Annotated in this window: 14 protein-coding genes, 1 tRNA gene and 2 pseudogenes; 2 read left to right on the forward strand and 15 right to left on the reverse strand. The window is 53.0% G+C overall.

The window, feature by feature from the left end; genetic code table 11:
* Nucleotides 1-293: 293 nt before the first annotated feature.
* Nucleotides 294-1,331, forward strand: a pseudogene (locus PLU01S_RS24070) (IS630 family transposase); the annotation flags it as partial.
* Between the two features lie 17 nt (nt 1,332-1,348).
* On the opposite strand, the gene PLU01S_RS24075 reads toward PLU01S_RS24070, so the two are convergent.
* Genes PLU01S_RS24075 through PLU01S_RS24100 form a run of 6 tightly spaced genes read right to left on the reverse strand, consistent with a single transcriptional unit; the run spans nt 1,349 to nt 10,284 of the window.
* Complete coding sequence (locus PLU01S_RS24075; protein WP_074830338.1) at nt 1,349-3,898, reverse strand: hypothetical protein; 2,550 nt, start codon at nt 3,896-3,898, stop codon at nt 1,349-1,351.
* Nucleotides 3,898-5,655 (reverse strand): coiled-coil domain-containing protein, encoded by a 1,758-nt coding sequence (locus PLU01S_RS24080; RefSeq protein WP_074830335.1) that lies wholly within the window; start codon nt 5,653-5,655, stop codon nt 3,898-3,900. The genes PLU01S_RS24075 and PLU01S_RS24080 overlap by 1 nt, the downstream gene beginning before the upstream one ends.
* A complete protein-coding gene (locus tag PLU01S_RS24085) occupies nt 5,652-7,781 on the reverse strand; it encodes a hypothetical protein (RefSeq protein ID WP_074830331.1) in 2,130 nt (709 codons plus the stop codon). Before PLU01S_RS24085 ends, PLU01S_RS24080 begins: the two co-directional genes overlap by 4 nt.
* A 1-nt stretch (nt 7,782) precedes the next feature.
* Nucleotides 7,783-8,328 (reverse strand): virion core protein, T7 gp14 family, encoded by a 546-nt coding sequence (locus PLU01S_RS24090; protein ID WP_074830328.1) that lies wholly within the window; start codon nt 8,326-8,328, stop codon nt 7,783-7,785.
* Nucleotides 8,295-8,792 carry a hypothetical protein gene (locus PLU01S_RS24095; RefSeq protein WP_074830325.1) on the reverse strand — a complete coding sequence of 166 codons (498 nt, stop codon included), beginning with the start codon at nt 8,790-8,792 and terminating at the stop codon, nt 8,295-8,297. Before PLU01S_RS24095 ends, PLU01S_RS24090 begins: the two co-directional genes overlap by 34 nt.
* On the reverse strand, nt 8,773-10,284 hold the full coding sequence (locus tag PLU01S_RS24100; protein WP_446677050.1) for a phage nozzle protein: 1,512 nt from the start codon (nt 10,282-10,284) through the stop codon (nt 8,773-8,775). Before PLU01S_RS24100 ends, PLU01S_RS24095 begins: the two co-directional genes overlap by 20 nt.
* 155 nt (nt 10,285-10,439) lie before the next feature.
* Between PLU01S_RS24100 and PLU01S_RS24105 the strand changes: the two are divergent.
* Nucleotides 10,440-10,679, forward strand: a pseudogene (locus PLU01S_RS24105) (tyrosine-type recombinase/integrase); the annotation flags it as partial.
* Between the two features lie 79 nt (nt 10,680-10,758).
* On the opposite strand, the gene PLU01S_RS24110 reads toward PLU01S_RS24105, so the two are convergent.
* The 9 genes from PLU01S_RS24110 to thrS form a co-directional block, all read right to left on the reverse strand.
* A tRNA-Pro gene (locus PLU01S_RS24110) sits at nt 10,759-10,835 on the reverse strand.
* A gap of 67 nt (nt 10,836-10,902) precedes the next feature.
* Nucleotides 10,903-11,259 (reverse strand): MerR family transcriptional regulator, encoded by a 357-nt coding sequence (locus PLU01S_RS24115; protein ID WP_010794557.1) that lies wholly within the window; start codon nt 11,257-11,259, stop codon nt 10,903-10,905.
* The gene (ihfA, locus tag PLU01S_RS24120) at nt 11,240-11,542 is read right to left on the reverse strand and encodes an integration host factor subunit alpha (RefSeq protein WP_010794558.1); all 303 of its coding nucleotides are present in this window, start codon (nt 11,540-11,542) and stop codon (nt 11,240-11,242) included. The genes PLU01S_RS24115 and ihfA overlap by 20 nt, the downstream gene beginning before the upstream one ends.
* Before the next feature lie 3 nt (nt 11,543-11,545).
* On the reverse strand, nt 11,546-13,924 hold the full coding sequence (pheT, locus tag PLU01S_RS24125) for a phenylalanine--tRNA ligase subunit beta (RefSeq protein ID WP_074830319.1): 2,379 nt from the start codon (nt 13,922-13,924) through the stop codon (nt 11,546-11,548).
* A 17-nt stretch (nt 13,925-13,941) separates the two neighbouring features.
* A complete protein-coding gene (gene pheS / locus PLU01S_RS24130) occupies nt 13,942-14,946 on the reverse strand; it encodes a phenylalanine--tRNA ligase subunit alpha (protein WP_074830316.1) in 1,005 nt (334 codons plus the stop codon).
* A gap of 94 nt (nt 14,947-15,040) precedes the next feature.
* Complete coding sequence (rplT, locus tag PLU01S_RS24135) at nt 15,041-15,397, reverse strand: 50S ribosomal protein L20 (protein ID WP_010794561.1); 357 nt, start codon at nt 15,395-15,397, stop codon at nt 15,041-15,043.
* A 26-nt stretch (nt 15,398-15,423) separates the two neighbouring features.
* Complete coding sequence (rpmI, locus tag PLU01S_RS24140) at nt 15,424-15,618, reverse strand: 50S ribosomal protein L35 (RefSeq protein WP_010794562.1); 195 nt, start codon at nt 15,616-15,618, stop codon at nt 15,424-15,426.
* 61 nt (nt 15,619-15,679) lie between these two features.
* A complete protein-coding gene (infC, locus tag PLU01S_RS24145; RefSeq protein ID WP_173869140.1) occupies nt 15,680-16,231 on the reverse strand; it encodes a translation initiation factor IF-3 in 552 nt (183 codons plus the stop codon).
* Nucleotides 16,231-18,153 (reverse strand): threonine--tRNA ligase, encoded by a 1,923-nt coding sequence (gene thrS / locus PLU01S_RS24150; RefSeq protein ID WP_074830313.1) that lies wholly within the window; start codon nt 18,151-18,153, stop codon nt 16,231-16,233. The genes infC and thrS overlap by 1 nt, the downstream gene beginning before the upstream one ends.
* Nucleotides 18,154-19,065 lie beyond the last annotated feature (912 nt).

The following is a 19,065-nucleotide window of genomic DNA, read 5'->3' on the forward strand; positions in this document are numbered from 1 at the left end:
TTTGAGAGCAAACTCCGGATCAGTTATCTATTTATCAACATTCATTAAGGCCTAGCGCAGAAAGCACCCCCTAAAGCGCATCATTAAAGGCACTGCATTTATGCATTATCTATGCATTTTACTAAATTGGAACAGCGCATTTGTATTACACGCCCGCAGCATAGGCGACACATGATATTCGCCAAAGCAAGACCTTATATAGAACTAAGCTACTAGGTGTTTGGTCCCAGGGAGAAAGGGTTTATGGTCTGCAGAGTGAGTATTCAAAACTGACTCAAGGAGGCATGCGATGAGAACAGGCCGAGCTCAGCCGTCGAAGGGCTCAGCGTAAAGGTCCTGCGGATTCAAAACTACGCGCTGAAATCATCCTTTCTTGCGCTAGCGGTGAACCCGGCTCATCGATTGCCAGGCGCCTGGGTATTACTGCTCAGACCGTATCGCGGTGGCGTCTTCGCTTTTCACAATGGGGACTTGAGGGGCTTAATGATGAGCCCAGATCTGGGCGACCCCGCAGTATCAGTGACGAGAAGGTTCAGGAGGTTGTTGATCGGGTCCGGCAAACCAAGCCTGAGGATGCCAGCCACTGGAGTTCGCGCCGCATGGGCAAGGCTACCGATATTTCCATGGCCAGTGTGCAACGTATCTGGCGAGCCTTTGGCCTTAAGCCTCACCTTGAGCAGACGTTCAAACTCTCAACCGATCCGGCCTTCGTCGATAAAGTTCATGACATCGTTGGGCTATACCTGAACCCACCGGATAAGGCTCTGGTGCTGTGTATTGATGAGAAAAGCCAGATCCAGGCCCTGGATCGAACCCAGCCAGGTCTGCCTTTGGCACCAGGCCATCCGGTAACTCGAACACATGACTATCAGCGCTTTGGCACAACGTCATTGTTTGCTGCGCTGGATATTGCCACAGGCGAAGTGATCGGGCGTCTCAAGCGTCGTCATCGTAGCGCTGAGTTTGTGGAGTTTTTGAAGGCTATTGATGAAGAGATCTGTACGGACCTACCGGTTCACTTGATCATGGACAACTATGCGGTGCATAAAACCGATCAGGTAAAGGCCTGGCTAGCCGCACACCCTCGTTATCAGGTGCATTTCACCCCAACCTCGGCTTCCTGGCTAAACTTGGTAGAACGTTTCTTCTCGACCCTTAGCCAGAGATGGATCAAGCGGCAATCACATACCAGCGTAAGCGATCCTGAGCAGTCTATTAACCATTACCTGGCTACTTACAACCAGAACCCGAGGCCCTTCCGCTGGAGTAGGAGCGCTGGTGAAATCCTGGCTTCGGTAGGTAGAGCAGCACGAGCTTTTCGTAGAAACTAATTAAACGTACTTGTGATTCACCACACTAGTGGGTCGAGATAATGCTGAGATGGTGCAAGCAGGAAGCTTTGAGCATTCTCCTTCTCCGTTCGCCGCTCCATGCGTTTCAATGCCCCCGGATTCACGGCCTCCTGCACGCTATAAAGGAAGAGGTAGTCAGCTGCCATTCGGGTATAGAACAGGTTCATGAATGGTGTGTTGTTCAATGCAGCGCGTAGAGAAGAAGCAGCAAGGTCGTCACCATTCTTGGCCCTTTGGAACAGATCATTCAGCTGGTCCACTCCGCCTAGCACCGGCCCGGCAAGCGAGCTGGTCAGGGTACCGCCGAACCGGCTGGACTCACCAAAGATGAAATCACCATAAATCCCCATGGCCCCACCCTGGAGCATTGCCGCCACCCAGGTCTTGGGGTCTTCAGGATCACGGGGATTCTTGCCCTTCAGCATGTCCTTGGCCGACATAGCTCCATAGCCAAACAGCGTGGTCCACAGCATCAGCTGAGCCATACCAAGCTTCTCACCATTACCGTTGCGCATGGCATTGACGAGTTCACGGCCTGGGGCCGAGCCGTAAGCGCTTGGGGTGTACCCCCGTCCGTACAGCTCACGGCCTACCGTCTTCTGTAGGATGGCAACAGGAAAAGCTTTGAACTGACCAACGAATCGCAGGAGTTCACCGGCAATGGTTCCAGGCTGTGTGCCGCGCCGCATGATTGCTCGGGTACGGGCATCAGGTTCGATCACCGCATAGCTGCCACGGTCGGTGATATAGCTGCGCAGGTTACCGCGAAGCTCTTCACGCAGTTCTTCTATAGCCTGGGGGTTCACTACCCGGTCACGTGCTTCGAGATAGGAGGCAAGGCTTTCATCAGGAATATCGTCGATGCCCTGAGTGGTCATGTACTCCCGCCCGTCCGCATGTGAAGTGGGTGTGTCTCTCAAGAGATCCCACTTGCCCGAATCAATATCAAACAGCTCAAGCGTCCGGCGCAGGTCAGGGTTCATCTTTTCCCAGTCAAGCGAACGGTTGTAGGCCAGATGGTGGCTCATCATCAGGGATGCAGTAGACCGCATGGTATCGGTCCACCACTGGAGGCCATTGAGCTTGAAGAACATGTGCTGCGCGCGGCTCATCTTCCCGCCCAGGGTGTCATCAGCTGAGAACCGACTAACTACCTCACCCCTGACGTTATCGAAGAACACCCCGATGCTGGACAGAATCTCCCTTTGCTCGGCACTTTTCCTGCCTTGAAACAAGCCACCCATGATGTCGCCAAGAGACGAAAGCATGCCCTTGCCCTGGTAGCGGAACTCACTGGCGGCAACCGGGATATCAGTCAAAGCAGAGACCACCGCACCACCAAGTTTTGCCATCGACTGCCAAGCACGGACGTTGGATGCCACCCGAGCGCCCACCTGGTTGACGGCAATTCTGGCTGATCCGTCCACCTCAGCAAAGCGAGTTCTAAGCATTCCACGACGATCCGTCTCGAATTTCTTTAATTTCACTGGATCTTCGAGAAAGTCTTTCTGAAGCTCATCCAGAACAGAATTCCAGTTGGCCTCTGGGTTTGTGCCTAGACGACGCATCAAGCCGGTTGACTCACCCATCTGGTTCAGGCCGCCTAAGAAGGCTTCACGCAGCGATCCAGTGCCATAAATCTTGTTATAGGCATTCCAGGCAACCCCATCGCGGAAGTGTAAAGTACGCTCGGCGCTCACTTTCTTGGCAAGGTTGCGCGGCCCCTTGAAGCCTGCCGCTTTGTCGGTGGGCGTGTTCTTTAGGTGTACCCCTGAGACCAGACCGTTATAGGCGCGAAGCAGGAATTGATTACGATCAGCCACGCCATCAAAGGTGCGCTCATCCAGCAAAGGCATGATCTCGTCACGCCATTGAGCGAACCCTGCTCGTTCCAACTTGTAGGAATCATGGGATTGACGGACCACATACCCCGGCAGTTTTCCTATGAATGCCCCTGCCCGATTGGCATCTACCCGCGCCGCTTCCTGGTACTTCTGCATGATGCGGGCAATATCAATAGCCTCTTTGCCGATACCATCCAGCGGACGATCCATACCCATCCGCCATAGAGCATCGGCTATATCGTCGTCCAGGTCGCCACGAGTCAGGAACGGCAGTAGCCCTCCCTTCTCAATGTCATTCAGAAAGCCAGCGGTGTAGGCCTGGGCTGATTGTCTCTGCTCTGCTGCGACAGATCGACGGGCACCGGTACGGGTGACGTTTGTCCCGACAAGGAAGGACTCAAGGCCAAGGTCTGGACGGTCTTTCCATGTGCCGCGGATATAACCCACCAGTTCTGCACGCCGTCTGGCATTTAAGGCAGCGTTACGCTGCTCAATGACGGCAGACAGCTTGACCTGATTACCCAGTTCGTCAGCTGCACGCAAGGCGGCCTCTTCCAGGCTGAGCATGGTATCGGCAGCCATCAAGGATTTCTGCCTGCTCTGAAGGTCTTCCAAGACTTCGGTCAACTCTTCCAGGTTGAGTTCACGTCCAGCAGCCTTGGCCGCACCCTGGATGATATCGATACATTCTTGAGCAGCCATTAGGTCCTCAACTGACAAACTGCGGCAGCACGGTAGGCAGCGGCATAGGAAAGGGAATCGGCAGCCTGGGCATTGGCCTCGGCCATGAATTGGTCAAGGTCAAGTCCGGCCTGTCTTGCGGCCTCTTGGGTCAAGGCCAGTTCACCATTCAAAAGCTTCTCGGCATCAGCCAGTTCGGTTCCATCGGGAGCCTTCGAAAGCTGCTCCATACGGGCACTAGATTGCTCACCCTCCCGATCAGTTCGTGGTGCAGATGGCTTCTTCAGCTGGGCCAAAGCGGCATCACGCTTGAGCGGGTCGGGAAGGTCAAATAGGGCTTGAACGTCAATATCGCGTCCGGTTACCGCCTGGGCCACTGCGGCACGTAAGGCTGATTGGCGCACCTGCCAGGGCGCATTCTCAGCTACAGCACGAGCGGTGCCGGTCAGGTCAAAACCTCTAGCGATCTGCTCCGCGCGCTGGTTGATAGATTCCTGGAAGCGTTCCGGGATCTCACCACGGTTCAGGGCGTTGCGCTCACGACGACCAATCTCAGACTGGCGGTTAACATCCAGTGATTGGGATATCTCGTCATAGCGGGTCTGGAGCTGCTCGCGCTCCTGAGCGATAGCCTGACGGGCCGACTGCTCGGCTTTCTTTCGACTCTGGCGTTGGCCCTGAAACTCCTTGGCCCGCTGTTTGAAGGTGCCGTCTAGGGCATCCATCTGCTGCTGGATCTGAGCCTGTTCGGCACGGATGTCGGCAACGTTAGGAATGCGACCGCTGGCAACTTCTTCGATCTGAGCACGGATATCAGGCATCAACTCATCGCGGGCCTGAGCCTGTGCGGCAGTGCGGATGTTCTCCCGGTCAAGCTGAATGCCGCGTTCCAAGGCGGTACGCAGTGCAACCATGGGGTTGTCATCGCCACGAGCAATGGCCTGGGCCAACGTCATGCGGGGTGCTTCGGTTGGAACCGGAGCAGCGTCGGCAGCAGGTGTTGCTACCTCTGGCCTGCCCTCTGCTTTCACCTCATCCAGCAGGTTTCCGCGACGAACATCTGACAGATACCCGCCTGCCCCATGGAGCCCACCACCCAGCACCGACCCGAAGGCAATGTTAAGCAGACTGTCCTTGATTCCATAGTCGGCCTGATCCTGAGCAGAGGCAGCCAGGACAATAGGCTCCACCAAGGCAGAACCCACCGCGCCTTCAATCGCCCCGACCTGGGCACGCGCCGCAAACCGGGACGCTGTTGAAGTGCCTGCCCTGGCTAAAAGCGAGGCATAGCGCGCCTCACCGACAACCGGGATAAAGGCAGAAGCCACGTTGATTGGGTCAATAGCCGAAGCCGCAAACCCTGCCAACAGCTGAAGCGGAACCGAGGAACCCGGTGCGCTATCCATCACCATCTGCCGCTGGCGTTCTTCCTGCTTGCGGCGGATGAGGATATCGAGCGCACCCTCACGGATACCGGCATCTTCGATATTGAGCTTGACGCCTGCTTCCTGCACTCGCTTGCGTGCATCCTCGGCAGACAGCAAGGGAGTAGCCGGAGCCTCCCGCTGTTCGGGGATATTGTAGGCAGGATAAGCATTCTGGGTAATGCGGCCCTGTTCAGCCTCGTTCAATTCCCCCATGCGCCTGAGCGCTGTGGTTGGGTTCTCAAACCACGCCTGTTGAAAGGCCGCGCCCGCCGCTTCCCACGTACCGCTGGCGACATCATCCAGCAGGTTGCGGTCAGGGCGGGTAACCAGTCCGTCAGTGTATATCGTCATTGATTAAGCCACGGCATATAGGGTTGCGGTGCAGCGGGTGCCTGCTCGGCTCGCGGTATGGGCTGGAAGCCTTTCAGGAGACGCTGAATCGTTGTCGGGTTCTTGGCTGCTTGTCCGGCCAGATCTTCGAATGATCGGGTAATCGGTTTGCCTGACTTGTCGAGCACAGCCTCACCACCAAAGTAAAGAGCAAGTCCCTTCTCATCAGGAGTCGTCACCCAATACCCTTCACGATCAAGCGCACCTTTCACGCGCTCCTTGGCAAACTGCGGGTCCAGCCCTTTGGGTACGGTGAACTGCACTTCATCAAGGTTCAGCTCCTGCTTGGCGACCGTTGCCCCGTGATCGATCGTATCGGCATCCAGAGACTTTGGTACGCGGTACGTACCTTTCAGGGTGTACTTGTCATCCACCAGGGGAGCGATAGCCTTCTCGACTGCATCCTTTGCTTTCATCCCCTGCCCCATGTACGTATAAGCCAATCGCTCTGCCTGTTCGTACATGGTTGAGAATGTCCGCTCTCCACCCACCTGATGAGATAGCGTGGTGCGGAAGTCAGATAGGCGCTCGTTCAGGTTCTCCTTGGCATCCTTGAGATCCCCACTGTCCAGACCTTCACGCAACTGGTCAGTCTTGAGCGGCGCAATACGAGCCAGGGTGTTGGACGTTGCGGCATCCACGCCGGAGCCAATCACCAGCGCAGCACCCGGAAGCTTCTTCTGAAGCTGGGAGTAGACCTGCGGCCAGTTACTGCCCCACTGAGCTTGTAGATTCTGGATCAGCTTGGATGAGTTATTACCCCCATCACTTACCTCTCCGAACTGCGAGATGATCTGATCGGCCTGGGCGTCTGGTAGTAGCTTAGGGTTCTGTACCCCAAGACGCTGCTGCTCAGCCAGAGATGCCTTGGCATAGGCTTGATAGGCTTCAGGCGTTCCCACCTGCTGAGCGACTGCGAAGGCTTGCTGAACCTGCGGACTGTAGGTCGTGACATAGCTTGCAGGGTCATCCTGACGAGCCTTCATCAGGCGGTTGGCAGAATTCAATAGGGAGCCATAGACATGAGCGTCTTGCCGGAACCCTTCGGATGCCACGCCACCCGGTGCCGGTTGATAACGGCTAAGGATCTGGCTTGCTTCTTCAGGACTTGCCGTAGCCAGTTCGCGCATTGATAGACCTACACCCTGGAGCTTTTGGAACTGCGAGTAGGCCTCGTTTCCTTTCTCTGCTCCGTGGGCGGCTACAAATTCGGCACGACTCGGAGGGTTGGCATAATCAAACCCAGCCATATAAGCGCTGGTTGCATCCGATACCCGACTGGATAGCTCCATTTTAGCAAGCGCTTGCTGCTGCCTTGCCTCAGCCTCTCGTTGTTTGATCTCACGATCAATAGTGTTACCAATCCTGAGTTGGTCGTCTGCCGTGATACCGGAACGGGACTGTTCTAGGTATTGTTTGGCTGCGTGAGGGTTTTGCTCAGCCATGCGACCGATCACACCGGTCAGCAGCTTTGAGCTGGTTCCGAGCATCTGCAGCTGGGTTTCTTCCTGCGACCACCCCAAACGTTCAGCCTGGGCCTGTACCACAGCAAGTGCCTTGTCACGGTACATGCCGACCTTGGACGGGTCGTTGAAGTTAAGCGCCGCACTGTCCTGGGAAAGAGCAATGGCCGACTGGTCAACGTCGTTCTTGTACCGCTGCTGTTCGGCGTACTCGTATCGATCCAGATCAACCGTCATCTGGTTCTTACGGTTCATCACCATCTCAGCAAATTTCTGCCGCTGGCGATCAGTAGTCAGATTGGCACCAATCTGCTGCTGGAATTCGTCGAAAGACTGAAGCGTCTGGCCTGCCACACCGAAGGCATTCTTACCCTTCTTGGTGTAAATGCCGCTTTCCTGGTTATAGAAAGTGTTGTTCTGCCACTGGGTCAGCTGATTATCAGCATCCAGTAGCGCGGCATGGTCAGCCTTGTCCTGCTCATCCTGTACGATTTTGGTCAGGGCGTTGGTGACACTCCCTAAACCCTGAGCCAAGCCGTCAATGCCCCCGCCACCATTCAAGGCGCGCGGAGCCTGGGCGACTTCAGGCGCTACCTGTCGCTGATATACCGGGACTCTTGCCATGCTACATATTCCGTACGAATGCTGCGTTTTTGGTTAGGGCTGTCTTTTGCCCTTGAAGGGATAGGCCACTGCCTGCTGATCCGAGCGAGCCATAGAGCGAATAAGCACCGGCACCGGCAGTTAAAAGAGATCCGACCGCCGACATGGCCGCACTCTTCTTCTGCTGTTTGGCCTGGTTGACCACTTCCTTTGCCTGAGTCTGATAGCCCCATGCCTGACGAGCCGCATTAAGGCGGATGTTCTGGGCGTCCTCCTCGGAAAGGGTCTGAGCGGACTCCTGAACCCGGAGGGCTGAACCTGAGTTAACGTCGATGTTTCCACCGCCGTAAGCTGCGCGCTGTGCTCCGATTACGTGCTGACCTTGGGTCAGGGCTTGGTCGGATTGATAGCCGCCTTGCTCGATAGTCTGAGCGGCCTGAGTATTCAGGTATCCCGCTTGCCGCTTTGCAGTTGCTGCGGCTGCGTTGGCTTGGCCGATAGAATTAACCGCTCCCAGCACACCAGAGCCTACGGCTAACGCTGGGAGAATTGCTGCTGGTCCGCACATGCGGTGCCCTCCATCATGAACGGGTGAAATAGCTCCCCGCTCCGCCCGTATGGAATGGCGTTGAAGAACTCAAAGCCGCACCACTTGAGCCAGCGAATAGCTATGTTATTACGTGTGTCTGCGAAGTTGACGAGGTAGTTATGACGGGTCCGCATGTCCTGGATTACCTCATAACAGCAGGCCAGGAAGGCCCGAGCGTGGCGAGTTATGGCATTGGATGAAACCATCCAGGGAATGCCAATAAACTCGTCATGCTTGGAATCGCCAAAGATGGCGACAACCTGACCTTCTGCTATGCAGGTTCTGGCATGAGACGTGATTCGTACTGCCTCGCGCAGCTCCTCTTCTGCCGTCCATCCCCGCAAGGCTTCTAGCTCCAGGCGGTCAGCCTCCCGCAGATCGGACAACAGATCACGGATGTGCCATTCCTCAACCGGTACGAGGTTAGCCACCTGCCTGGACATTAAGCAGCACTCCGAGGATGGTTAGAGGTAAAGGGTCGGTCTGGCGAATGAATATCCGCCCGGCTGAATCCCACTTTGGCGATATCGATATCTGAGCGCGCCCCGTCAGAAGCTGGGTAGGCTCACTGTAGTTTTCCGTACTTCGCTGCTTGTACTCGTACAAATGATCAGGATCAGATCCTGCGAAGATGCCGCGACTCTCCTCACAAAGAATCTCCACATCATTGATGCGCTTCTTATTGCCTAAGAACGAAGGTTGCTGGGTGTTCGTAAGGTCAAGGGTTTCGAAGTCACTCACAAACGGAAGGCCGATGTGAGCCAGGACAGTAGGCACGGCCAGCGGAACAAAGCCGTTCTTAACTATGGCCGGAGGTAAAACATGACCATCTGCAAGAATGCTTACGGTCTTTCCTTCCAGGTGGCTAAGCCCACCAATGGCGTTGGAAGCACACTTACCCCACTTGGCTGCTGGGATACCCCGAAGCGACTCAGGAACCAGTGATTTAGGGATACCCTTCAGCTCTGTGCCTGAGACATAACGAGTGATATCGAAATACAACCGTGCACCGTCCTCCCCTTCCAGAAAGAACGTCACACCCACATCCTGCGGGCCGTATGAAGGAACCACGCATGTGATGGTCAGCTCGTTCGGATAGGTATACACCCCGTCATCTCGAATAACGACAATTGCCTCTGGGTCGCCTCGGTTATCAAAGGTCAGGCCAGAGTCAACGAAGAACGAACGAAACAGCTGGTCATAGGGACCGTTGTTGAAGTCCAGCCCATAGACCGAAAGCTGCCGTGATTCGAAACGCTCTATATAGCGCCTGGATACGCCGTTTACCGTCCGGCGCACCACCACATACAAAGCATCCTCATCGCCTTCAGGAACGCTTGCTACAGCCTCGTATGAGCCGTCCGTATCATGACGGTGCCAGCTGTAGACCTCCTGAGTCGGAAGATAGGTAAATCCCAGCAATGCACCGTCACTTCTGACCATCCAGGCGCAGCTGTTTGGCACCTGGGCAAGGGCCATATCCTGGATCTCATACCCGCGCACGAGATGAGAGGACAGCACCGTCAGGTCCTGCCCCTGGAATCCATCCGAGGTGTAAGAGTAGGCAAGGTCGGCAAGCTTCTGCCCGCGAGACTGGACGTACAACGCGGTATTGCCATACACCGCGGGTGGCACCGTGCTTGCCCCGATATAGCTCTGGACGTTGGCCTGAATATTCGTAGGCGTTAACCCGCCTGCATCACCAGACAAGGTCCACTCTGCTCCAGAGGTCAAGACCAGGAGCTCTCGCAGCGGCACCAGATGACGAATACGATTCACCTGCCGGGAAGCAATGGTGACCGTAATCGCGTCGTCGTCCTTGGTAGGCGTTGAGTATCCGAAGTTATGGAATGCGCCGGTCTTGCTCATCCATACCGTCTGCGGGTTGGCGTTACTGGCTGCAAAGACCAAGCGCTGCTGGTAATACCCGACCACACCCGGATAGTTGCCATTGGCAAAAGGATTCTCACCAGTAGGCGGTGTGTCATCCTTCTCGGGGGCTATGTTGTTGTCCGTGAACGTAGTCCCGCTGGCTTGGCCGATAAAGCCAAAGATGCCGGACCCGTTATTCTCCTTTACACAAGACCAGTGCTCACCCTGGGTTTCGGTCAATCCGCGTGCATGATCTTAAGCATAGTTTTGGCAGACGGCTTAGGGCAGCAGGCGTAACCGAAGAAGATCGCAAGGCACTATTGGGCCACAAGAACGGCAGCATCACCAGTCACTATTCCGGCGCGGAGTTAGGACAACTGATTGACGCAGCCAACAAAGTATCGGCAACCGACTCACGCGGTCCGGTCCTTACGATTTTGAAGAGGAAGCAGGCATGAAATCATGAGAAGTCACGCAAAAGTCACGCACACAAAAAAGGCCGGGTATCTGTAACCGGCCTCTAATGCTGATGTTTATTGGTCGGGACGGAGTGATTCGAACACTCGACCCCTTGCACCCCATGCAAGTGCGCTACCAGGCTGCGCTACGCCCCGACTGCATCCCTTTCGAGATGGCGAACATCATAAGCTAAGGTTTTGATAAATGGAAGGTTTTTTTAAATTATTTTTGAAGAACTCCCAAAACGTCCTCTAATTCGCTAATCATTTGCTTTATTAGCTGGCGATACTGGGTAGTATCATCCTTAGCATCATCACTCGACAACCTTAGACGAGCCCCGCCTATGGTAAAACCTTGGTCATAAAGCAAAGCCCTGATCTGACGGATCATAATGACATCTTGTCGCTGGTAATAACGACGATTGCCTCGCCTTTTTACCGGGTTAAGCTGAGGAAACTCCTGCTCCCAGTACCTAAGGACATGGGGCTTTACCAAACAGAGGTCACTTACCTCACCAATAGTGAAGTATCGCTTACCCGGTATAGCAGGTAATTCATTATTATGGCTTGGTTCCAGCATACGCTTCTACCCTGGCCTTAAGTTTTTGCCCAGGACGGAAAGTCACCACACGGCGTGCCGTGATTGGTATCTCTTCACCTGTTTTAGGATTGCGTCCGGGGCGCTGACGCTTGTCTCGCAAATCAAAGTTACCAAAACCTGATAGCTTAACCTGCTCGTTCTGCTCTAAAGCATTTCGAATTTCTTCGAAAAACAACTCCACTAGCTCCTTGGCCTCACGCTTATTCAGACCAAGCTCCTCATAGAGACGTTCAGCCAACTCAGCTTTCGTCAGAGCCCCCATACGCTATTTCCTTAATGTGGCGTTGAACCTTTCTTCCAGGGAAACGAGGATTTTCTGTGTCGTTTCGTTGATTTCTTCATCAGTAAGAGTGCGTGATGGATGCTGCCAGGTCAAGCCAACTGCAAGACTTTTTCTAAGCGGATCAATGCCCTTACCTTGATATACGTCAAACAGTCTTAAATCAACCAGATACTCACCAGCCTTGTCCCGTACAATCGACAAAACATCCGCCGAAGATACCTCTATATTCACTAGAATTGCCAAGTCTCTGCGTACTTCTGGATAACGTGACAGCTCTTGGAAACGCGGTAGGCATCTCTGCTCCGCCTCACATAGCAACACTTCAAATACATAAACAGATTGATCTAAATCCAAAGCTTTTAATAGCTCGGGATGTAATGCTCCCACATAACCCACCAGCCGGCCGTCACGCTCAATGCGTGCAGTCTGTCCAGGATGCAGCGCAGGATGCTCTGCCGCGACAAAGGTAAAATCACCTGCACCCTCATCGCAACCTAACAGCGATTCAACATCGCCTTTGATATCGAAAAAATCTACACGCTCAGAACCAGCGCTCCAGCTTTCTGGAGAGCGTGGCCCCGAAATCAAACCAGCCAAGACACGCTCTTGCGCCAAATCATCTAGTGAACCGACAAAACGAAGCCCTGACTCAAACAAGCGCACCCGACTCTGCTGGCGATTAAGATTGTGCTGCAGAGCCTTGACCAAGCCCGGCCAAAGCGAAGCGCGCATAGCAACCATATCTTGAGAAATCGGATTAGCCAACAATACTGGATCAAGCGTTGGCGAGAATAGCTTGAATGTCTTTTCGTCTATGAAACTAAAAGTAATAGCTTCCTGATAACCCCGAGCAACCAGCTGGTGTCGAAATTGCGAAAGGCCAGTACGCGCCTCGGCATATCCTTTTGGAGCCAAGCGTGCTTGTGGAAAACGAGTCGGAAGGCGGTTATATCCGTAAAGGCGCGCCAATTCTTCTATCAAATCGACTTCGATTGCTATGTCGAAACGATGGCTAGGAACGCCAATTTTCCAGTGGTTTTCATCAGTAGACTCAATGGTCAATGCAAGACCTTCCAACAGGCGCTCAACTTCATCACTCTCAAGACGCAGACCTAGCACTTGCTCGATGCGCTCACTACGCAAAGTAATAGGGGTTTTAACAGGCAAATGTTGAGCACTTGCTATCTCTATCACCGGACCTGGTTCGCCGCCGACAATATCTACCAGTAGGGCTGTAGCGCGCTCCATTGCACGACGAGGAAGATCAAAGTCTACTCCGCGCTCAAAGCGGTGCGAAGAGTCAGTGTGAAGACCATAGGAGCGTGCCTTACCAGCAACAGCAATAGGATCGAAGAAGGCGCTTTCCAGGAACAGATCCGCGGTAGTGGCGCTTACACCACTGTATTTCCCCCCCATGATCCCAGCTATAGCTAGCGCGCGCTCATGGTCGGCGATAACTAACGTATCCGGGCGAAGAGTAATCTCTTGGCCATCTAACAGAACTAGCTTCTCGTCGGGCTGCGCTAAGCGAACACGAATGCCGCCCTTGATCTCGTTGAGATCAAAAGCATGCATAGGCTGCCCAAGCTCAAGCATAACGTAATTAGTTACATCGACTGCAGCATCAATGCTACGAATCCCGGATCGCCGCAGGCGCTCTACCATCCATTGTGGCGCAGGGCGAGAGAGGTCAACATTTTTTAGCACACGCCCTACATAACGAGGGCAAGCAGAAGGCTCAACAACCTCAATTGGGAGCACATCTTCTATACTTACTTGTGCAGGAGAAACATCAAGTGCATGCACCGGGACGCCATAGAGCGCACCAACTTCACGAGCGAGGCCGGCGATTGATAAACAATCGCCGCGATTAGGCGTTAGATCAACGTCTATAGAAACGTCGTCCAACCCAAAGTAATCACGGAAATCCTTGCCTACCGGTGCATCTGACGGCAGTTCCATCAGACCTGCATTATCATCTGATACGCTCAACTCACTAGCAGAACAAAGCATGCCTTGAGACTCAACGCCGCGCAGCTTGGCTTTCTTTATAGTGAAATCACCTGGCAGCTTGGCGCCAATCATAGCGAAGGGAATCTTCAGACCAGCACACACATTTGGCGCACCGCATACGACCTGAAACTCTTCCTGGCCATTACTAACACGGCATACATTCAGCTTATCAGCGTCAGGATGCCGCTCAGTAGCGAGCACCTCCCCTACTACCACACCACTGAACTGCCCGGCCACCGGCTCGACGTCGTCCACTTCAAGACCTGCCATGGATAACTGAGCGACTAAATCGTCCCGAGAAGCCGGTGGACTTACCCAAGATCTCAACCACTGTTCACTGAATTTCATTGTGCCCCCTATTAAAGCTAGCGGAATTGCGCCAGGAAGCGCAGGTCGTTATCGAAGAACAGCCGTAAGTCATTTACGCCGTAACGCAGCATGGCTAGGCGCTCAACGCCCATACCAAACGCGAAGCCCTGATATTTCTCAGGATCGATACCCGCCATTTGCAACACGTTAGGGTGCACCATTCCGCAACCTAAAACTTCAAGCCAGCTTGGGGTCAGCTGGCCGTCTTTATTGACATGTCGACGGATGTCGACTTCTGCAGAAGGCTCAGTGAATGGAAAATAAGAGGGTCTGAAGCGGACCTCTAGGTCTTCTTCAAAAAACTCGCGCAGAAAACCCACTATCGTGCTCTTGAGGTCGGCAAAGCTGACCTTCTCATCAATCACAAGCCCTTCTACCTGATGAAACATCGGCGAGTGCGTCTGATCGGAATCGCAGCGATAAACTCGGCCTGGGCAGATGATACGAATCGGAGGCTGCTGCTGCTCCATGACACGAATCTGCACGGGTGAGGTATGCGTACGCAGTAGACGTGTAGCATTAAAATAAAACGTATCGTGCATAGCACGAGCCGGGTGGTGACCTGGAATATTAAGCGCCTCGAAGTTATGGTAGTCGTCTTCGATTTCAGGGCCCTCAGCCACGCTGTAACCAATACCTGTAAAAAGTCGCTCGATACGTTCCAAAGTACGGGTGATAGGGTGCAAACCACCCGTCGTTTGCCCTCTGCCAGGCAACGTTACGTCAACCCGCTCCGCTGCTAATTTTTCAGCCAAAGCGGATTCTTCTAAAAACTGTTTGCGGGCGTTAAGCGCATCTTGCACACGCTCTTTAGCCGCATTGATCAGCGCACCGACTTTCGGCCGCTCTTCTGCAGGCAGATTGCCCAGCGTCTTCATGACCTGGGTAAGCTCACCTTTTTTTCCTAGGTAGCCAACCCGTAGCTGTTCAAGAACAGTCGTGTCTTCAGTTTGCTGCACGGCCTCCAACGCTTGGCTGACCAGTGCCTCCAGGTTTTCCATTCACTGACTCCAGATACAAAATAGGGGAAGAGCTTTAGGCCCTTCCCCTACTGGTGACGTTACTGTCGGGCCAAGGCCCTGATTGACGCAGGGCTTAAGCCAAAGAAGCTTTAGCTTTCTCGACAATCGCAGCGAACGCTACTTTTTCATTTACCGCCAGATCGGCCAGAACCTTACGGTCGATCTCAATGGCCGCTTTCTTCAAGCCAGCGATGAAACGGCTGTAAGACAGACCGTTCATACGAGCACCAGCATTAATACGAGCGATCCATAGGGCGCGGAACTGACGCTTGCGCTGACGGCGGTCACGATAGGCGTATTGGCCTGCCTTGATCACAGCCTGCTTGGCAACACGGAACACGCGAGAGCGAGCACCGTAGTAACCTTTAGCCAGTTTCAGAATTTTTTTATGACGACGACGGGCAATTACGCCACGCTTAACACGAGCCATGAGTTATACCTTTACCTTGTGACCGATTAACGAACGCGCAGCATGCGCTCAACTTTTTGAACGTCAGACGGGTGCATCAGAGATGTACCACGCAGCTGGCGCTTACGCTTGGTGGTCATTTTGGTCAAGATGTGACTCTTGAACGCGTGCTTGTGCTTGTAGCCGGAAGCGGTCTTTTTAAAACGCTTCGCTGCGCCACTTTTGGTTTTCATCTTTGGCATGTTCATATACTCCGCATTGGGTGATTACGCATAACCGCAAGGCCTGCCAGTGCCCTGGTGGTTACTTTTTCTTTTTGGGGGCGATGACCATAATTAGCTGGCGTCCTTCCATCTTAGGATGCTGTTCTACGGCACCGAATTCAGCAAGGTCAGCCTCGACCCGCTTTAACAGCTCCATACCCAGCTCCTGGTGGGCCATCTCACGACCACGGAACCGCAAGGATACCTTGGCCTTGTCCCCCTCATTAAGGAAACGTACCAGGTTGCGTAGTTTTACCTGGTAATCCCCTTCTTCCGTCCCTGGACGAAACTTGATTTCTTTTACCTGAACCTGTTTTTGGTTCTTTTTCGCTGCTGCGGTCTGCTTCTTCTTCTCGAAAAGATGCTTGCCATAATCCATGATGCGGCACACAGGAGGTACTGCATCGGCGGAAATTTCCACCAAGTCCAGCTTGGCTTCATCAGCAGCGCGTAGCGCTTCATCAATCGAGACGACGCCAATCTGTTGGCCGTCAGCACCAATCAACCGGACTTCACGAGCCGAGATATTCTCGTTGATCGGAGCCTTGGGTTGAGTTCGCTTATCCTGTCTCATTTCACGCTTAATAGTCATTACTCCAATTCTTGTCGACCGCGACGAGCAACTGCTTGAGCTAGAAGCTCCTTGAAGTCCGCAATAGGCATTGAGCCCAGATCAGCACCTTCACGCGTGCGTACAGCCACGGCTCTTGATTCAACTTCCCGATCGCCTATAACAAGAAGATAGGGAACCTTGAGCAAAGTATGCTCCCGAATTTTAAAGCCGATTTTCTCGTTTCTCAAGTCAGCTTTAGCTCGGAAACCGCTTTGATCAAGAATTTGCACCACTTCGTTAGCGAAATCGGCCTGTTTGTCAGTGATATTCATGACCACTGCCTGAGTTGGAGCAAGCCACGCCGGGAAAGATCCCTCGTAATGCTCAATCAAAATACCGATGAATCGCTCAAAGGAACCAAGGATAGCACGATGCAGCATTACTGGGTGCTTACGGCTATTATCTTCACTGACGTATTCAGCCCCGAGACGAGACGGCAAATTAAAATCAAGCTGTAGCGTACCGCATTGCCATACTCGACCCAGACAGTCCTTCAAAGAAAATTCAATTTTTGGACCGTAGAATGCCCCTTCTCCCGGCTGCAAGTCATAGGCCAGCCCTGCACGATCAAGCGCCGCAGCTAATGCTGATTCTGCCTGATCCCACAAGTCATCTGATCCAACACGCTTTTCAGGACGGGTAGAAAGCTTCAGTTGTATATCAGTGAATCCGAAATCAGCGTAAACCGCCAAAGTAAGCTTAATGAAAGCAGCCGCCTCTTCCTGCATTTGGTCTTCTGTGCAGAAAATGTGGGCGTCATCTTGAGTAAACCCTCTGACACGCATAATGCCATGTAAAGAGCCTGATGGCTCATTACGGTGACAAGCGCCGAACTCTGCCAGACGAAGAGGCAGCTCCTTGTAACTCTTGAGCCCCTGATTAAACACCTGCACGTGACACGGGCAGTTCATTGGCTTGATAGCATAGTCACGACTTTCCGATTCAGTCGTAAACATATTGTCGGCATAGTTAGCCCAGTGGCCGGACTTTTCCCAAAGGGAACGATCCACAACTTGTGGCGTACGGATTTCGGAGTAGCCGTTCTCATGCTGAATACGGCGCATGTACTGCTCAAGCGCCTGATAAACAGTCCAGCCGTTAGGATGCCAGAACACCATTCCTGGCGCCTCTTCCTGAGTATGGAAGAGATCCAGCCGCTTGCCCAGCTTGCGGTGGTCACGTTTTTCAGCTTCTTCAATGCGCTGAATATAAGCTGCCAGCTGCTTTTTATCGGCCCAAGCCGTACCATAGATACGCTGCAGCTGTTCGTTTTTGGAGTCGCCACGCCAGTAGGCACCAGACAGCTTCGTTAGCTTAAATGCCTTCAAAAATCGGGTATTGGGCACATGCGGACCACGACACATGTCCACATACTCTTCATGATGATACAACCCCATTGCCTTTTCATCAGGCATATCTTCAATCAAGCGGAGCTTGTAATCTTCCCCTCTCGCTTTAAACGTCTCGATAACCTGCTCTCGCGGAGTCATACGCTTGATGACGTCGTAGTCCTTATCGATCAACTCACGCATCCGCGTCTCGATAGCAGCCAGATCATCCAGCGTAAAAGGGCGCTCATACGAGATGTCGTAATAGAATCCCTCATTAATAACAGGACCAATTACCATCTTCGCTGTCGGGAACAGCTGCTTTACAGCATGACCAACCAGATGAGCACAAGAGTGACGGATGATCTCCAAACCCTCTTCATCTTTAGGTGTAATAATTTGCAGGGACGCGTCATGATCAATAACGTCGCAAGCATCCACCAGACGTCCATCTACTTTGCCTGCCAGAGTAGCTTTCGCTAATCCAGCGCCTATAGACTGAGCGACCTCTGTGACTGTAACAGGATGATCGAATAAACGTTGGCTACCGTCGGGAAGAGTAATAGTGGGCATGGCGCCTCCTTTAACAGTGGTGACCCATACCAAGGGCCACATGGTTCGGATGAGCCAGTAAGCTACAGCATCGAATTATATATCCTACCGAACGATGGCAGGCCTATGCACTTTTCAATTAATCGATGAAGGATCACTGGAGCAACAAAGAATATATATGCTTTCAGAAAATGATTAGCTATACAACCAAGCATTAGGCCATACCTAAAAATATTAGCCCTCCACACCAAGCTAATCAGTCTAGCTACCTAGTGGTTTTCACGCAGCACAACTTGAAAGCAAGCCATCACCTGGACACTTGATCAAAGATCACTTTTGGCATGCCGTAGCTGTAAAAACTATTGATTGAGACTGAAGAATAGCCAACACAGGCCGATAACTCGCATAACCAAAGCGGGATCGACTTGCCGTGATCATTCCAGACATACCGATTGTAAGAATAAGCCTGAAAGACTACGCGTTGTTAGCAAGGGCGCTAGATTCAACGGTGTTTTCAATTACACTGAAAACAGACGAAGGAAAGCCCATTGCCTGGCGCTTTTCAAAGGGTTACTTCACGAATAAAAGAATGTTTGAGCAGATAGTAGGCCGATTGCCACTATAAAGCAGCCAGACCTTGCCTAAAAAATAAGGGCCTGACCAATCAAGTCAAGCCCTTATTACAACTGGTGCCCGGAGCCGGAATCGAACCGGCACGGAGTTTCCTCCGAGGGATTTTAAGTCCCGAGACAAAACCAGCATTCATGCGGGTTGCAGCCCTATTTCCGGTCCGCAAACACCTAAATTTTGACCCTCTCAAGCCCAACGGCCTCAATGGGTCCAAAATAATTGCGGACCGGAACCATATAGTTATGAATCATAACGATTTAAGGGATGAACTCCACCTAACAGGTGCCCACTAGTCATCCTTCA

The sequence above is a fragment of the Pseudomonas luteola NBRC 103146 genome (assembly GCF_002091675.1).
GTDB classification, from domain to species: domain Bacteria; phylum Pseudomonadota; class Gammaproteobacteria; order Pseudomonadales; family Pseudomonadaceae; genus Chryseomonas; species Chryseomonas luteola.

Excerpts from the sequence above, each read along its gene's own strand:
- PLU01S_RS24075 (WP_074830338.1), bottom strand. The coding sequence starts at position 3,898 with ATGGCTGCTCAAGAATGTATCGATATCATCCAGGGTGCGGCCAAGGCT.
- PLU01S_RS24080 (WP_074830335.1), bottom strand. The coding sequence starts at position 5,655 with ATGACGATATACACTGACGGACTGGTTACCCGCCCTGACCGCAACCTG.
- PLU01S_RS24085 (WP_074830331.1), bottom strand. The coding sequence starts at position 7,781 with ATGGCAAGAGTCCCGGTATATCAGCGACAGGTAGCGCCTGAAGTCGCC.
- PLU01S_RS24090 (WP_074830328.1), bottom strand. The coding sequence starts at position 8,328 with ATGTGCGGACCAGCAGCAATTCTCCCAGCGTTAGCCGTAGGCTCTGGT.
- PLU01S_RS24095 (WP_074830325.1), bottom strand. The coding sequence starts at position 8,792 with ATGTCCAGGCAGGTGGCTAACCTCGTACCGGTTGAGGAATGGCACATC.
- PLU01S_RS24115 (WP_010794557.1), bottom strand. The coding sequence starts at position 11,259 with ATGCTGGAACCAAGCCATAATAATGAATTACCTGCTATACCGGGTAAG.
- ihfA (WP_010794558.1), bottom strand. The coding sequence starts at position 11,542 with ATGGGGGCTCTGACGAAAGCTGAGTTGGCTGAACGTCTCTATGAGGAG.
- pheT (WP_074830319.1), bottom strand. The coding sequence starts at position 13,924 with ATGAAATTCAGTGAACAGTGGTTGAGATCTTGGGTAAGTCCACCGGCT.
- pheS (WP_074830316.1), bottom strand. The coding sequence starts at position 14,946 with ATGGAAAACCTGGAGGCACTGGTCAGCCAAGCGTTGGAGGCCGTGCAG.
- rplT (WP_010794561.1), bottom strand. The coding sequence starts at position 15,397 with ATGGCTCGTGTTAAGCGTGGCGTAATTGCCCGTCGTCGTCATAAAAAA.
- rpmI (WP_010794562.1), bottom strand. The coding sequence starts at position 15,618 with ATGCCAAAGATGAAAACCAAAAGTGGCGCAGCGAAGCGTTTTAAAAAG.
- infC (WP_173869140.1), bottom strand. The coding sequence starts at position 16,231 with ATGACTATTAAGCGTGAAATGAGACAGGATAAGCGAACTCAACCCAAG.
- thrS (WP_074830313.1), bottom strand. The coding sequence starts at position 18,153 with ATGCCCACTATTACTCTTCCCGACGGTAGCCAACGTTTATTCGATCAT.